Origin of the sequence: Isoptericola sp. NPDC058082 (assembly GCF_042885055.1) — a bacterium.
GTDB lineage: Bacteria > Actinomycetota > Actinomycetes > Actinomycetales > Cellulomonadaceae > Isoptericola.
Genome location: NZ_JBHVSQ010000015.1, coordinates 1 through 14557 on the forward strand (window position 1 = coordinate 1; position 14557 = coordinate 14557).

The 14557-nt window shown below is 72.9% G+C and carries 11 protein-coding genes; 7 read left to right on the top strand and 4 right to left on the bottom strand.

Translation table 11 applies throughout. From position 1 onward, the window contains the following. Positions 1 to 606: 606 nt before the first annotated feature. The 6 genes from ACFVS0_RS17345 to ACFVS0_RS17370 all read left to right on the top strand — a co-directional run bounded on the left by ACFVS0_RS17345 (position 607) and on the right by ACFVS0_RS17370 (position 8848). Positions 607 to 3174: an ATP-dependent Clp protease ATP-binding subunit gene (locus ACFVS0_RS17345; RefSeq protein WP_430552550.1), complete on the top strand. Its 2568-nt coding sequence runs from the start codon at positions 607 to 609 to the stop codon at positions 3172 to 3174. A gap of 407 nt (positions 3175 to 3581) precedes the next feature. Then, positions 3582 to 4688, top strand: a complete 1107-nt coding sequence (locus ACFVS0_RS17350) for an ABC transporter substrate-binding protein (protein WP_430564479.1) — start codon at positions 3582 to 3584, stop codon at positions 4686 to 4688. Further along, on the top strand, positions 4685 to 5578 hold the full coding sequence (locus ACFVS0_RS17355) for an ABC transporter permease (protein WP_430588634.1): 894 nt from the start codon (positions 4685 to 4687) through the stop codon (positions 5576 to 5578). Before ACFVS0_RS17350 ends, ACFVS0_RS17355 begins: the two co-directional genes overlap by 4 nt. Beyond that, the gene (locus ACFVS0_RS17360) at positions 5554 to 6342 is read left to right on the top strand and encodes an ABC transporter ATP-binding protein (RefSeq protein ID WP_430588635.1); all 789 of its coding nucleotides are present in this window, start codon (positions 5554 to 5556) and stop codon (positions 6340 to 6342) included. Before ACFVS0_RS17355 ends, ACFVS0_RS17360 begins: the two co-directional genes overlap by 25 nt. Next, entirely contained in the window at positions 6339 to 7751 is a 1413-nt protein-coding gene (locus tag ACFVS0_RS17365) for an LLM class flavin-dependent oxidoreductase (protein WP_430588636.1), read from the top strand. The genes ACFVS0_RS17360 and ACFVS0_RS17365 overlap by 4 nt, the downstream gene beginning before the upstream one ends. After that, positions 7748 to 8848: an LLM class flavin-dependent oxidoreductase gene (locus tag ACFVS0_RS17370; protein WP_430588637.1), complete on the top strand. Its 1101-nt coding sequence runs from the start codon at positions 7748 to 7750 to the stop codon at positions 8846 to 8848. Before ACFVS0_RS17365 ends, ACFVS0_RS17370 begins: the two co-directional genes overlap by 4 nt. Before the next feature lie 64 nt (positions 8849 to 8912). On the opposite strand, the gene ACFVS0_RS17375 is transcribed toward ACFVS0_RS17370, so the two are convergent. From ACFVS0_RS17375 to ACFVS0_RS17390, 4 genes are all read right to left on the bottom strand, one after another. Continuing rightward, the gene (locus ACFVS0_RS17375) at positions 8913 to 10781 is read right to left on the bottom strand and encodes an exo-alpha-sialidase (RefSeq protein ID WP_430588638.1); all 1869 of its coding nucleotides are present in this window, start codon (positions 10779 to 10781) and stop codon (positions 8913 to 8915) included. A gap of 160 nt (positions 10782 to 10941) precedes the next feature. Further along, a complete protein-coding gene (gene nagB / locus ACFVS0_RS17380) occupies positions 10942 to 11724 on the bottom strand; it encodes a glucosamine-6-phosphate deaminase (RefSeq protein WP_430588639.1) in 783 nt (260 codons plus the stop codon). Further along, the gene (locus ACFVS0_RS17385) at positions 11724 to 12008 is read right to left on the bottom strand and encodes a hypothetical protein (RefSeq protein WP_430588640.1); all 285 of its coding nucleotides are present in this window, start codon (positions 12006 to 12008) and stop codon (positions 11724 to 11726) included. The genes nagB and ACFVS0_RS17385 overlap by 1 nt, the downstream gene beginning before the upstream one ends. After that, entirely contained in the window at positions 12005 to 12748 is a 744-nt protein-coding gene (locus tag ACFVS0_RS17390) for a FadR/GntR family transcriptional regulator (RefSeq protein ID WP_430588641.1), read from the bottom strand. The genes ACFVS0_RS17385 and ACFVS0_RS17390 overlap by 4 nt, the downstream gene beginning before the upstream one ends. 103 nt (positions 12749 to 12851) lie before the next feature. On the opposite strand from ACFVS0_RS17390, the gene ACFVS0_RS17395 reads away from it, so the two are divergent. Beyond that, entirely contained in the window at positions 12852 to 14462 is a 1611-nt protein-coding gene (locus tag ACFVS0_RS17395; protein ID WP_430588642.1) for an ABC transporter substrate-binding protein, read from the top strand. The last annotated feature ends 95 nt before the right edge of the window (positions 14463 to 14557 follow it).

The window sequence follows — 14557 nt, forward strand, 5'->3', positions numbered from 1 at the left end:
TTTGGGGGGGGGGGGGGGGGGGGGGGGGGGGGGGTGGGGGGGGGGGGGGGGGGGGGGGGCGCCCCGCCCCCCGCGGCGCGGACCACGTCCTCGACGTCGTCGTCGGGCACCCGGGTGCGCAGGGTCTCGACCTCCAGCGCCTCCCCGGTGAACGACCGGTAGGCGCGCACGAACCGCTCGCACGTCGGGTCGTCGGAGTCCACGTGCCCGGTGAGCGACTGGTCCTCCAGGTCGAGGCCCCAGGTCAGCGGGTCGCGCACCTCGCCCAGGACGCCGGAGAACTGCGCCAGCCGCGCGTCGTCCCCGTTCCACGCCCGCCGACCCGCGTCGTGGCCCGCGCCGCCCGTGGCTCCCGGCTGCTGCTCGATCTCGTCCATCGGTACCCCCCGGGTTGACCTCTGCGGCGACCACCGCGGCGGCGACCGCCTTTCCCCGAGCCTGGACCGCCCCGCCCGCGGCTGGCAATCCGGCACGCCGTCACGCCCCTGGCGAACATGGGCTTACGGAGGGGTGTCGGCGAGTTGGGAGCGCATAGAGTCGTAGCGGTCAGGCTGTAGCCGTCAATCCGACGGGGTGCAGGTAACGCCGCTCGTGAGGGAGCAGCACATGTTCGAGAGATTCACCGACCGAGCCCGTCGGGTGGTCGTCCTTGCTCAGGAAGAGGCAAGGATGCTCAACCACAACTACATCGGCACCGAGCACATCCTGCTCGGACTCATCCACGAGGGTGAGGGCGTCGCCGCGAAGGCCCTGGAGTCGCTGGGGATCTCGCTCGACGGCGTCCGCACCCAGGTCACCGAGATCATCGGCGAGGGCCAGCAGGCCCCGAGCGGGCACATCCCGTTCACGCCGCGCGCCAAGAAGGTGCTGGAGCTGTCGCTCCGCGAGGCGCTGCAGCTCGGGCACAACTACATCGGCACCGAGCACATCCTGCTCGGCCTCATCCGCGAGGGCGAGGGCGTCGCCGCCCAGGTGCTCACGAAGATGGGCGCCGACCTGAACAAGGTGCGCCAGCAGGTCATCCAGCTGCTGAGCGGCTACCAGGGCAAGGAGCCCGTGGCCGCCGGTGGCCCGCAGGAGGGGCAGCCGTCCGGCTCCGCCGTCCTCGACCAGTTCGGCCGCAACCTCACCCAGGCCGCGCGCGAGGGCAAGCTCGACCCGGTCATCGGCCGCTCGACGGAGATCGAGCGCGTCATGCAGGTGCTGAGCCGCCGCACCAAGAACAACCCCGTGCTGATCGGCGAGCCGGGCGTCGGCAAGACGGCCGTCGTCGAGGGCCTCGCCCAGGACATCGTGCGCGGCGACGTGCCGGAGACGCTGAAGGACAAGCAGCTCTACACGCTGGACCTCGGCGCCCTGGTCGCCGGTTCCCGCTACCGCGGCGACTTCGAGGAGCGCCTCAAGAAGGTGCTCAAGGAGATCCGCACCCGCGGCGACATCATCCTGTTCATCGACGAGATCCACACCCTCGTCGGGGCGGGTGCCGCCGAGGGCGCGATCGACGCGGCGAGCATCCTCAAGCCGATGCTGGCCCGCGGCGAGCTGCAGACCATCGGCGCGACCACGCTCGACGAGTACCGCAAGTACGTCGAGAAGGACCCGGCCCTGGAGCGCCGCTTCCAGCCGATCCAGGTCAACGAGCCGTCGCTCGAGCACGCCATCGAGATCCTCAAGGGCCTGCGCGACCGCTACGAGGCGCACCACCGCGTGTCCATCACGGACTCCGCGCTGGTCTCCGCCGCCCAGCTCGCCGACCGGTACATCAACGACCGGTACCTGCCGGACAAGGCGATCGACCTGATCGACGAGGCGGGCGCGCGCCTGCGGATCCGCCGCATGACGGCGCCGCCGGAGCTCAAGGCCCTGGACGAGGAGATCGCCGAGGCCCGCCGCGACAAGGAGTCGGCGATCGACGAGCAGGACTTCGAGAAGGCCGCCGGGCTGCGGGACAAGGAGAAGCAGCTCACCGCCCAGCGCGCCGACAAGGAGAAGGCCTGGAAGTCGGGCGACCTCGACTCCGTCGCGGAGGTCGACGACGAGCTGATCGCCGAGGTGCTGGCGATGTCGACCGGCATCCCGGTCGTCAAGCTCACCGAGGAGGAGTCCAGCAAGCTCCTGCACATGGAGGACGAGCTGCACAAGCGCGTCGTCGGGCAGAACACGGCCATCAAGGCGCTGTCCCAGGCGATCCGCCGCACGCGTGCCGGGCTCAAGGACCCGAAGCGCCCCGGTGGCTCGTTCATCTTCGCCGGCCCCACGGGCGTCGGGAAGACGGAGCTGGCCAAGGCGCTCGCCGAGTTCCTCTTCGGGGACGAGGACGCGCTGATCCAGCTCGACATGTCCGAGTTCTCGGAGAAGCACACCGTGTCGCGGCTGTTCGGCTCGCCCCCCGGCTACGTCGGCTACGACGAGGGCGGACAGCTCACGGAGAAGGTGCGGCGCAAGCCGTTCTCGGTGGTCCTGTTCGACGAGGTCGAGAAGGCTCACGCGGACATCTTCAACTCGCTGCTGCAGGTCCTCGAGGACGGTCGCCTGACCGACTCGCAGGGCCGGGTGGTCGACTTCAAGAACACCGTGATCATCATGACCACCAACCTCGGCACGCGGGACATCGCCAAGGGCGTCCAGACCGGCTTCAACGCCGGCGGCGACCTGGTGACCTCCTACGAGCGCATGAAGGCGAAGGTCAACGAGGAGCTCAAGCAGCACTTCCGGCCGGAGTTCCTCAACCGCGTCGACGACGTGGTGGTCTTCCCGCAGCTCTCGCAGGACGAGATCATCGAGATCGTCGACCTGGAGATCGCCAAGCTGGACAAGCGTCTGCGCGACCGGGACATGGCCATCGAGCTCACGCCCGCCGCGAAGAACCTGCTGGCGGAGAAGGGCTACGACCCGGTGCTCGGCGCCCGTCCCCTGAAGCGGGCGATCCAGCGGGAGATCGAGGACACCCTGTCCGAGAAGATCCTGTTCGGCGAGCTCAAGGCCGGCGACCTCGTGCTGGTCGACGGCGAGGGCGAGGGCATCCTCGGGGAGTTCACCTTCCGCGGGGTGGCCAAGAGCGAGCACGAGCGCGGGCCGGTCTCGGTCGGCGCGACGGCGGCGCTCGACGCCCCCACCGGCGTCTCGGTGCACGACCTGCCGCCCACCGGCCAGATGCAGGCCGGCGCGGAGTGACGCGCTGAACCCCACGGCCTGACGGTCGACGACGAAGGCCCCGGACCCCCTCACAGGGTCCGGGGCCTTCGTCGTGCCCGCAGCCGTCCGGGCGTCGTCTCGAATCCTGGTCCCGCATCGTGAGACTTTCCGGAGATCTCTCGCGCTGGGCGTGCGCGGCGCATACCTTCCCCGCCATGCACGCCGACACGAACGGACTCCGGTCCCCGGGCACCCGCACCGCGGGCGCCGCCGTGCCGTGCGCCCGCCGGGGCTGTCGGCCCTGTCGTCGCTGTCGCCGCTGACCCGACGCACGCCGTCGCCTCCGCCTCCCCGGCGGCAGAACCCGCTCGAGACCACCGCCCCGTCCGCCGTCGCGCGGCCGGGTGACGTGGCGTACCCCCGCACGCCCCCGAGAGGACCCCGTCATGCCCCGAACCATCTCCCTCCGCCGCGCCCGCGGCGCCCGACGGGCGGCTGCCGCCGTCGTCGGCGTCGTCGGACTGCTGGGCACCGCCGGCTGCGTCGCCGACGCCGCCGCGGACAGCCCGGGCGGCACGCTGGCCGCCTCCGACCCGCTGCCCTCCGCCGTGCCGGACGGCACGACGCTCGTCGTCGGCGACCCCAGCACCGAGGTCGCGCTCGAACTGGCCGGCGACGAGATCGAGCACGACTTCTCCTTCGACGTCGAGTGGGCCAACCTGTCGGGCGGGCCGCAGACCATCGAGGCGTTCCGGGCGGAGTCCCTCGACGTCGGATCCGTCGCCGAGATCCCGTCCATCCACGCCACCTGGACGGGGGTGCCGGTGAAGAACATCGCCACCAAGTACCGGGAGAACTGGCAGGACGCGCCCGTCTACGAGCTGGCCGGCCGCCCCGGCATCACCCTCGGCTCCCTCGACGACCTCGCCGGCAAGCGCATCGCGTTCAGCCCCGGCCAGGCGCAGGGCGCCCTGGTGCTCAAGGCGCTCGCCGCCGCCGGACTGACCCAGGACGACGTCGAGCTCGTGGAGCTGCCCAGCACCGGCGACGTCTACTCCACCGCGCTGGCCGCCGGGGAGGTCGACGTCGCCCCGCTCGGCGGCACCCAGCTGTTCCGCTACCTCACGAAGTACGAGGCGGACGGCGCCCAGTCGGTCCAGCACGGGCTGCGCGACGACGCGGGTCACCTGTACGCGCCGGTCGCCGTCCTGGAGGACCCGGCCAAGGCGGCGGCCCTGGCCGAGTACGTCGAGGTGTGGGCGCGAGCGCAGGTGTGGATCGCGAACCACCCCGAGGAGTGGAAGCAGGGGTACTACGTGGAGCACGAGGGGCTGACCGACGAGGACGCCCAGTACCTCACCGACCACGCGGCCGTGCCCGACATCCCGGCCGACCTCACCGAGGGCATCGCCCGCACGCAGGAGACGATCGACCTGCTCGCGAAGGAGCTCGACGAGGACCCGCTCGACGCGGCCGACCTCTTCGACCAGCGGTTCGTCGCGGCGCAGACGGCCGGCGTCGAGGCGCAGCAGGCGGCGGAGGACGACCGATGACCGCCCTCGGCACCGTCAGCCGGGCGGGCACCGCGCCCCGCGCCCGCACCGCCTCGGGCGCCGTGCAGAGCGGCGAGGGCCGGCCCGCGGGACGGCTCGACGTCCGCCCCGCCGGGCGACGGCTCGGGCTCGGGCGCCCGCTCCCGGTGGCCGGGCTGCTCGGCGTCGTCGTCCTGGTCGGGGTGTGGGTGGCGGGCTCCGCCACGGGGCTCATCGACCAGCGGGTGCTCAGCGCCCCCTGGACGGTGGTCACCACCGCCGGCGACCTGATCGCGAAGGGCGACCTGCAGGAGAACCTGGGCGTCTCGCTGACCCGCGCGGCCCTCGGGCTGGCGTGGGGCGTCGCGGCCGGCGTCGTGCTGGCGCTCGCCTCCGGCCTGAGCCGCGTGGGCGACGCGCTGCTCGACGGCCCGATCCAGGTCAAGCGCGCCATCCCGAACCTCGCGCTGCTGCCGCTGCTCATCCTGTGGTTCGGGATCGGCGAGCCGATGAAGGTCATCACCATCGCGCTCGGCGTGTTCATCCCGATCTACGTGCACACGCACAACGGGCTGCGCTCGATCGACTCCCGGTACGTCGAGCTGGCCGAGACGGTGCGGCTGAGCCGGCCGCAGTTCGTGCGCCGCGTCGTGCTTCCGGGCGCGCTCCCCGGTTTCCTGCTCGGCCTGCGGTTCGCCGTCACCGGGTCGCTGCTGTCGCTGGTCGTCGTCGAGCAGGTCAACGCCACCGCGGGCATCGGCTACATGATGGAGCTCGCCCGCACCTACGGACAGACCGAGGTCATCATCGTCGGCCTCGTCGTCTACGGCGTGCTCGGGTTCAGTGCCGACGCCGCCGTCCGGCTGCTGCAGAGGAGGGCGCTCGCATGGCGACGCACGCTGGAGGACTGACCGCCACGCCGACCGCGACCGGCACGGACGTCGTCGCCGAGGCGCCCGCCGTCACCGTGCGCGGGCTCGTGCGCGCGTACGGCGCGGAGCGGGTGCTCGACGACCTCGACCTGGAGCTCGGCGCGGGGGAGTTCGTCGCGATCCTGGGCCGCAGCGGCTCGGGCAAGTCGACGCTGCTGCGGGCGCTCGCGGGCCTCGACCACGGCGTGACGGGGTCGGGCGAGGTGCGCGTGCCCGACCAGGTGTCCGTCGTGTTCCAGGACTCCCGGCTGCTGCCGTGGGCGCGGGTGCTCGACAACGTGGTGCTGGGCCTGGACGGGGTCCGCCGTCGGGCCGCCGGCGACGCCGGGCGGGCCGCGCTCGCCGAGGTGGGCCTCGCCGGCCGGGAGCGGGCGTGGCCGAACGAGCTGTCCGGCGGCGAGCAGCAGCGGGTGTCCCTGGCCCGCTCGCTCGTCCGCTCGCCCCAGCTCCTGCTGGCCGACGAGCCGTTCGGCGCCCTCGACGCCCTCACCCGCATCCGTATGCACGAGCTCCTGCGCGACCTGTACGACCGGCACCGGCCCGCGGTGCTGCTCGTGACGCACGACGTCGACGAGGCGATCGTGCTCGCCGACCGCGTCGTCGTCCTCGACCGCGGCCGCATCGCCGTCGAGCGACGCATCGACCTCCAGGAGCGGCGCGACGCCGCCGACCCCCGGTTCGCCGCCATCCGCACCGAGCTGCTCGACGCCCTCGGCGTCGAGCGGAAGGACGTGACCGCATGACCCGCACCGCCGGCCGCGACGGCCACCGCCCCGGACCTTTCCACCTCAACGCGTTCCTCATGAGCACCGGCCACCACGAGGCGTCGTGGCGGCTGCCGGAGAGCTCCCCGGACCACACGTCCACGAACATCGCCTACCTGCAGCGGCTGGCCCGCACCGCGGAGGAGGGGCTGCTCGACTCCGTCTTCTTCGCCGACGGCCCCGGCCTGCGCAGCGACGTCGGACGCCGCCCCGCCGGGTCGCTCGACCCGCTGATCGTGCTCACGGCGCTCGCCGCCGCCACCGAGCGCATCGGCCTCATCGCGACGGCGTCCACCACCTACAACTCGCCGTACAACCTGGCGCGGCGGTTCGCGTCGATCGACATCGTGTCGGGCGGCCGCGCCGGGTGGAACGTCGTGACGACGGCCGGCCCGGACATCGCGCGCAACTTCGGCCTCGACGACCAGCCCGCGCACGCCGTGCGCTACGAGCGCGCCGCGGAGTTCCTCGACGTCGCGTCCAAGCTCTGGGACTCGTGGGACGACGACGCCGTGCTCGCGGACAAGGAGGGCGGCGTCTGGGCGGACGCGGCGAGGATCCACCCCGCCGGGCACGTCGGGGAGCACTTCTCCGTCGCCGGCGCGCTCACCACGCCGCGCACCCCGCAGGCGCGGCCGCTGATCGTGCAGGCCGGGTCGTCGGAGGACGGCAAGGGGCTCGCGGCGCGCTACGCCGAGGCGGTCTTCACCGCGCACCAGACGCTCGACGACGCACGGGCCTTCTACGCCGACCTCAAGGCCCGGGCCGTCGCGGCGGGTCGCGACGCCGACGGGATCAAGATCCTGCCGGGCATCGTGCCCGTGCTCGGCTCCACCGAGGCGGAGGCCCTGGCCGCCGAGCGCGAGCTCGACGAGCTCATCGTGCCCGAGTACGCGCGTCGCCAGCTCGCCGCGACCCTGCGCGTCGACCCCGAGGACCTGCCGCTGGACCGCCAGCTGCCCGCCGACCTGCCCGACGAGGACGAGATCGAGGGCGCCAAGAGCCGGTACACGCTGATCGTGGAGCTGGCCCGTCGGGAGCGGCTGACGGTGCGCGAGCTCATCGGCCGCCTGGGCGGAGGGCGCGGGCACCGCACGCTGGCGGGCACGCCCGAGCAGGTCGCCGACGCCCTCCAGGAGTGGTACGACGCCGAGGCCGCCGACGGCTTCAACGTCATGCCGGCCGTGCTGCCGCGCGGGCTGGAGGAGTTCACCGCGCACGTCGTGCCGATCCTCCAGGCGCGCGGCCTGTTCCGCACCGCCTACGAGGGCACCACCCTGCGCGAGCACTACGGGCTCGAGCGGCCCGCGAGCCGGTACTCGTCGTCGGTCGCGTCGGCTGCGTCCGTCGAGGCCGCCGAGCTCGCCACCGCGGGGGTGGGGGCATGAGCGCCGACGTCCTCTGGTACATCCCCAACCAGGTGCGCGCCGGCCACCGCGGCGACATCGTGACGGCGGACCACAACAGCCTCGACACCCTCACCGAGCAGGCCCTCGCGCTGGAGGAGCACGGCTGGGACGGGGCGCTGCTCGGCACCGGGTGGGGCCGGCCGGACACGTTCACCGTGGCGGCGGCGCTCGCCGCCCGCACCACGACGTTCAACCCGCTGGTCGCGATCCGGCCCGGCTACTGGCAGCCGGCCCACCTCGCCTCGGCGGCGGCGACGCTCGACCACCTCACCGGTGGCCGGGTGCGGATCAACATCGTGTCCGGGCAGGACGGCGTCGCGCAGTACGGCGACACGGTCACCGACCGGGCGGCACGCTACGGGCGCACGCGCGAGTTCCTGCAGCTGGTGCGCCGGCTGTGGACGCAGGACGACGTGACGTTCGACGGCGAGCACTACCGGGCCGACGGCGCCACGCTGCCGCTGCGTCCCGTGGCCCGGGAGGGGCGTGCGCACCCGACGCTGTACTTCGGCGGCGCGTCGCCCGAGGCGGAAGAGGTGGCCGCCGCGGAGGCCGACGTGCAGCTCTTCTGGGGCGAGCCGCTGGACGGCGTGGCCGAGCGGATCGACCGGCTGCGCGCGCTGAGCGAGCAGGTCGGCCGGGAGCACGCGCCGCTGCAGTTCGGGCTGCGCGTCACGACCTTCGTGCGCGACACCACCGACGAGGCGTGGCGTGACGCCGAGGCCAAGGTGGAGCACCTCGCCGAGGCGTCGGGACGCACGGGGTGGCGGCGCGACGCCGACCACCGTGATGCCGATCATCGAGCGGTGGACCGGCCCGTCGCCGTCGGGCAGCAGCGCCTGCTCGACCTCGCCGCCCGCGGCGACGTGCTCGACGAGAACCTGTACACCGCGCCCGCCCGCGCCGGGGGCGGCGGGGCCGGGACCACCTGGCTCGTGGGCTCGCCGTCCGACGTCGCGAAGTCCCTGCGCCGCTACCAGGACCTCGGTGTCACCCACTTCGTGCTGTCGGACACCCCGTACCTGGACGAGATCCGCCGCCAGGGCGAGCAGCTGCTGCCGCTCCTGCGCGACTGACAGGAGCATCGCCGGCGGCCCCGGACCGTGCTGGTCCGGGGCCGCCGGCGACGTCGTGAGGCGGTCAGCCGGCGGTCTGCCACGGGCCGTGCGCGGAGGTGCCGGGCTCCTGGTTCCGGGTCCACCACCGGGCCGTGTACTCGACGTCGTCGTGCACGACCACGTCGCCGGTGTCGAAGATGCGCGTCGGCGTCCAGACGGCTGACCCCGAGCCGGCGACGACGATCTCCTGCCACGCACCGGTCGCGCTGCGGCCGGGCTGCTCGGCGCGCGTCCACCACGTCGCCCGCCAGGTCGAGCCGTCGAAGCGCACCTCGTCCCCGGCCGCGTAGGCCCGGGCCGCGTCCCAGGCCGCCGCGGGGAACGCGACCCGCGGGCCCTCGAGGTCGACGGTCGTGACGTCTTCGCCGGACGTCGAGGTCCACGTGGTCGTGGGGGTGAACCCGCCCGCCGCGAGGTCGTCGGCGGTGACGACGTGGTGCGCGGAGGTGCAGGTGTACCGGTCGTTCCCCGGCAGGTCCCGCCAGCGGCAGTTCGGCGCGCCGTCGGCGGGGTCGAGGCCGGCGAGGTTGCCGGTCGGCACCACGGTGGTGGCCCGCGACGACAGGTTCTGCACCGTGTAGGTGAACCGGAGGGTGTCGCCGACGGCGTAGTCCTCCTGCGGGTCGGTGAGCGTGCCGCCCGTCACCTGGATGTCGCCGGGCACGACGTGGGGCGCGGCCAGGACCCAGTCGAGATCGAGCTTGGCGAACCGGATCCCGTCCCCGGGCTCGTAGAGCAGGCCGACCGTGCCGTCGGGCAGGGTGGCGAGGGTCGAGTAGGACATGCTGCCCGCCCGGAAGGTGCGTGCCTCCGGCCAGGTCTCGCCGTCGTCGTAGCTGATGCGGACGGTGCCGTTCGACCGCGCGCTCTGCGAGGCCGCGTTCGAGAACAGCAGCACCTTGGCCTCGTCCGACCCCTGCGGCGCGTTCGGGTAGGCGCGGACGACGGAGGCGTTGTTGGCGGGGTCGGGCAGCTCCCGGTCGATCGTCACGTCGCCGTAGGTGACGCCGCCGTCGGTGGAGAAGGCGACCTTCCGGTAGCCCGAGCGGGCCGAGTCCCGGGAGTTGAGCATCACGCGGCCGTCGGACAGCTCGACCGTCTTGTTCTCGTCCATCCCGGTGCCCACGGGGGACCCGACCTGCCACGTCGCGCCGTGGTCGTCGGAGTAGACCGACACCGCCTGGAACACGCCGTCGGCGTTGATGATCGTGTACTGCTGCAGCAGGCGGCCGGCGTGCTCCCCGTACCTGAGCTGGACGCCCTGGCCGGACGCCGCAAACCGGGAACGCCAGCCGAGGTCTGCGGTGACGTCCGCGGTGATGGTGCGGTGGGTCCAGGTGCGGCCGTCGTCGGAGGACGTCGAGACGTTCGCGTGCAGCACGTCGCGGTCGTCCGGGTCGGTGCCCGGTCGGGAGCCGCCGAAGCCCTGGTCGTACGACTTGACGTGGAAGTTGAAGATGTCGCCGGTCTCGCGGTCGACGACGTAGCTGGGGTCGGAGAACCCCTCGACGGGGGCGGTCGTCCGCCCGGCGGCGACGACCTCCTGCTCATCCCACGTCGCGCCGCCGTCCGTCGAACGACGCTGCAGGACCGAGTTCGGCCCGGGCGCGTCGATCGCGGTCGGCCGGCCGTCGTACGACGCGAGGACGTCGCCCTCGGGGGTGACCGTCAGGGCGGGGATGCGGTAGTTCGGGAAGCCGCCCTCGCCGTTGGTCGCGAGCTGCTGCTCGGTGAACGTGCCGGGCCCGCCGGTCGGGTCGGCGACGTCGAAGTCGGGGGCGGGCACCGCGTGGTGGGCCGCGGCGGTGGTCGCGGGGGCGACGGTGCCCCCGAGGGCGAGGGCGAGCGCGGCGGCCGTGAGGGCGCCGGGTCTGCGGAGGTGTCCGAGCATGCCGTTCCTTCCGGTGGGGGCCCGGTGCGCGGGCCCCGTCCCGGTGCGGGCGGACGGACGGCGGCGCTGCCGGGCCAGAGAGAGGATGTCAGATGTCTGACGTCCCGAACGTAGCCGCAGGCCGGGGTGGGGTCAAGGACGGCGGGGCGGGCCCGCCCGGTCAGAGTCCCTGCCAGTCGGGCTTGGACGCGAACGTCTGGCGGTAGTAGTCCCCGAGCTGCAGCCGGGAGGCCGCCGCGTCGTCGACCAGCACCGTCGCGTGCGGGTGCAGCTGCATGACGGTGCCCGGCCACATCGCGGAGATCGGACCCTCCACGAGCTGGTGCACCGCCTCCGCCTTCTGCCGGCCCGTGGCCAGCAGCACCAGGTGCCGCGCCGCCATGATCGTGCCCAGCCCCTGCGTCAGGCAGTGCGTGGGCACCTGCTCCACGTCGTCGCCGAAGAACCGCGCGTTGTCCACCCGCGTCTGCGCCGTCAACGTCTTGATCCGCGTGCGCGACGCGAGCGAGGAACCCGGCTCGTTGAACGCGATGTGCCCGTCCGTGCCGATCCCCAGGAGCTGCAGGTCCACCCCGCCCGCGTCCGCGATCGCTGCCTCATAGGCCGCGCACGCCGCCGGGATGTCCTGCGCCAGCCCGTCCGGCCCCGACACCTGGTCCGCCGGCCACTCGACCCGCGAGGCGATCTCCGTCTCGATCACGTTGCGGTACCGCTGCGGGTGCGCCGCGTCCAGGCCCACGTACTCGTCCAGCATGAAGCCCCGGGCGTCGGCGAACGACAGCCCGTCCTCGCGGTGGCGACGCGCGAGCTCGTCGTACACCCTCAGCGGGCTCGACCCCGTCGCCAGCCCCAGCACGGTGGCCGGGTTGCGCCGCAACAACGCCTCGATCGCGTCGGCCGCCAGCACGGCCAGCTCCTCGGCGGGGGCGATCACGACCTCCATCAGAGGGTCCTCTCGTTCTCTGGGGCTTCCACGGCGACGACGTCCCCCGTCGCGGCGGATCGGTAGGGGGCGTCGATCACGGCCAGGCTCTCGCGCGCCTCGGCGATCCCGTCGTCGGGGCGCTCGCCCGCCAGGACGGCGTCCGCGACGTGGCGCAGGGAGGCCGCGGCGGCGACCTGGCCGGCGTCGGGCGCCATCGCGGCGCGACCGTCGGCCCCGATGCCGACCACGGCCACCCCGACCGGGGGAGCGCCGACGGGGGGCGGCGCGAGAGGAAGGGTCACGCCGTGGTCACCTCGAGGGCGCGGTCGATGGGGTCGTAGTGCGAGACGACGGCGGCGCGGAAGCCGTCGACGTCGCCGGCCTCGGCGGCGTCGAGCATGTGCCCGTGGGCCTGGGCGGTCTGCACCAGGTCGGAGGCGACGGAGATCCCGAGCTTCGGCACGACGGCGGTGTGCACGTCCCAGAACGCCGCCACGAGCTGACCCACCAGGGAGTTGTCGAGGCGGGCGAGCAGGCCGGTGTGGAACGCGCGGTCCTGCTTGGGGAACGTGCGGCCGTCGTCGGCGGCGTCGACCATCTCGCCCACCAGAGCGTGCAGGTCGGGGTTGGACGTGCCGGCGAGGCTCGCGACGATGCGCTCGGCCATCGCGAGGTCGAGCGCGCGACGGATCTCGACGACGTCGCGCAGCGCCCTCAGGTCGTCGCCCGGGCTGAGCACCCCGCGGAAGACGAGCGCCTCGACGAGTGCGTCGAGCGACATGTGCCCGACGAAGGTCCCGTGGCCGTGGCGGACCTCGACGATGTCGAGCGTCGCCAGCGTGCGGACCGCCTCGCGGACGCTCGAGCGCGAGACCCCGAGGCGCTCGCACAGCTCGGCCTCGGTGGGCAGCGGGTCCCCGGGCCGGAGCCCCTCGCCGAGGATGAAGTCCTTGATCCGGTCGGCGGTGGTCGTCCGCCGTGGGGGGTTCCCGTGCGCCGTCACCGGGCTGATCGTGCTGAACCACCGGTCCTGCTCCACCATCTTGACCCTTCCTCGTTGCTCGTCCTAGTGTCAGGCTACACAACATCAGACATCTGATGTCGGCTGACACGGTTGTTCGCCGACCTCACCGTCAGGAGAACCAATGAAGCTTCGCGATAGCTCTTCGTCCGGGCGGCGGCGACTCGCCGCCGTCGCCACGGGCGTCGTCGTCGCCCTCGGCCTCGCCGCCTGTTCCGGCGGTGCGGGCACCGCCGGCACCGCGACCGGACAGGCCGGGGCGTCGCAGACCGACGTCGACGAGAACGCCGTCATCAAGGCGGGCATCTCCTACGACCTCGGGGGCGGCTTCGACCCCATGACGACGACGGGCGCGGTGACCGTCGCGGCCAACTGGCACGTCATGGAGGGTCTCACCGAGATCGATCCGGCCACGCGCGAAGTGTACGCAGCGCTCGGCGCGGAGCTGCCGAAGAAGGTGGACGACACCCACTACGAGGTGAAGCTCCGCGACGGCGCGACGTTCCACAACGGCGACCCGGTGACGACGGACGACGTCGTGTACAGCTTCGAGCGCGTGCTGGACCCGAAGAACGAGTCCCTCTACGCCGACTTCATCGACTTCGTCGACTCGGTGACCGCGGTCGACGACACGACCGTCTCGATCACCACGAAGTACCCGTTCACCCTCGTGGCCGAGCGCCTGGCGACGGTCAAGGTCGTGCCGAAGACGGTCGTCGAGTCGGACTACGACGCCTTCAACGCCCTCCCGGTCGGCACCGGCCCCTACCGGCTCACCGAGGCGACCCCGGGCGACAAGATCACGTTCGAGCGGTTCGACGGCTACACCGGGCCGCGCCCGGCCCAGGCCGCCGGGATGCAGTGGGACCTGCTCTCCGACCCCGCCGCGCGCGTGACCGCGCAGAGCTCCGGCACCGTCCAGGCGATCGAGGACGTGCCGTACATCGACATCCCCACGCTCGAGGGCACCTCTCAGGTCGAGTCGGTGCAGTCCTTCGGCCTGCTGTTCATGATGTTCAACACGGACGAGAAGCCCTTCGACGACCCGCGCGTGCGCCAGGCGTTCTTCTACGCCCTGGACATGGACAAGATCATCGAGACCGGCATGCTCGGCAACGCCGAGGCCGCGACGGGCTTCCTGCCCGAGAACCACCCGAACTACCACGAGGCGTCGACGGTCTACACCTACGACCCCGAGAAGGCGAAGCAGCTGCTCGCGGACGCCGGCGTCGAGAACCTCGCGATCGACCTCACCACCACCGACACCGGCTGGGTGGGCGACGTGGCGCCCCTCATCAAGGAGGACCTCGAGGCGGTCGGCGTGAAGACGACCCTGGACGTCGGGCAGTCCGCCGGGCAGTACGCCAAGGTCGACGACGGCGGCTTCGACGTCATGGTCGCCCCCGGCGACCCGTCGGTCTTCGGCAACGACCCCGACCTGCTGATGCGCTGGTGGTACGGGACCAACGTCTGGTCGCAGTCCCGGTACCGCTGGGACGACGACCCGAAGTTCGCGGAGCTGCAGAAGCTGCTCGACCAGGCCGTGCAGGCCTCCGGCGACGAGCAGCAGGAGCTGTGGAACCGGGCGTTCGACCTGATCTCCGACGAGGTGCCGCTCTACCCGCTGTTCCACCGCAAGCTGCCCACCGCCTGGAACGCGGAGCAGCTCGCCGGCTTCCAGCCGCTGCCCGTGACCGGCCTGTCGTTCCTCGACGTCGGCTCCACCACGAGCTGACCGCGTCGGTCCTGCCGGGTCCCGAGGGGGGAGAGACGGGGGACACCACAAGCGCATCCGACCCCACCCCCCCAGCCAGAAAGGAACCCCCACGC

What these genes read in the sequence shown, in the direction of transcription:
- ACFVS0_RS17345 (WP_430552550.1), top strand. Translation starts at nt 607, where the DNA reads ATGTTCGAGAGATTCACCGACCGAGCCCGTCGGGTGGTCGTCCTTGCT.
- ACFVS0_RS17350 (WP_430564479.1), top strand. Translation starts at nt 3,582, where the DNA reads ATGCCCCGAACCATCTCCCTCCGCCGCGCCCGCGGCGCCCGACGGGCG.
- ACFVS0_RS17355 (WP_430588634.1), top strand. Translation starts at nt 4,685, where the DNA reads ATGACCGCCCTCGGCACCGTCAGCCGGGCGGGCACCGCGCCCCGCGCC.
- ACFVS0_RS17360 (WP_430588635.1), top strand. Translation starts at nt 5,554, where the DNA reads ATGGCGACGCACGCTGGAGGACTGACCGCCACGCCGACCGCGACCGGC.
- ACFVS0_RS17365 (WP_430588636.1), top strand. Translation starts at nt 6,339, where the DNA reads ATGACCCGCACCGCCGGCCGCGACGGCCACCGCCCCGGACCTTTCCAC.
- ACFVS0_RS17370 (WP_430588637.1), top strand. Translation starts at nt 7,748, where the DNA reads ATGAGCGCCGACGTCCTCTGGTACATCCCCAACCAGGTGCGCGCCGGC.
- ACFVS0_RS17375 (WP_430588638.1), bottom strand. Translation starts at nt 10,781, where the DNA reads ATGCTCGGACACCTCCGCAGACCCGGCGCCCTCACGGCCGCCGCGCTC.
- nagB (WP_430588639.1), bottom strand. Translation starts at nt 11,724, where the DNA reads ATGGAGGTCGTGATCGCCCCCGCCGAGGAGCTGGCCGTGCTGGCGGCC.
- ACFVS0_RS17390 (WP_430588641.1), bottom strand. Translation starts at nt 12,748, where the DNA reads ATGGTGGAGCAGGACCGGTGGTTCAGCACGATCAGCCCGGTGACGGCG.
- ACFVS0_RS17395 (WP_430588642.1), top strand. Translation starts at nt 12,852, where the DNA reads ATGAAGCTTCGCGATAGCTCTTCGTCCGGGCGGCGGCGACTCGCCGCC.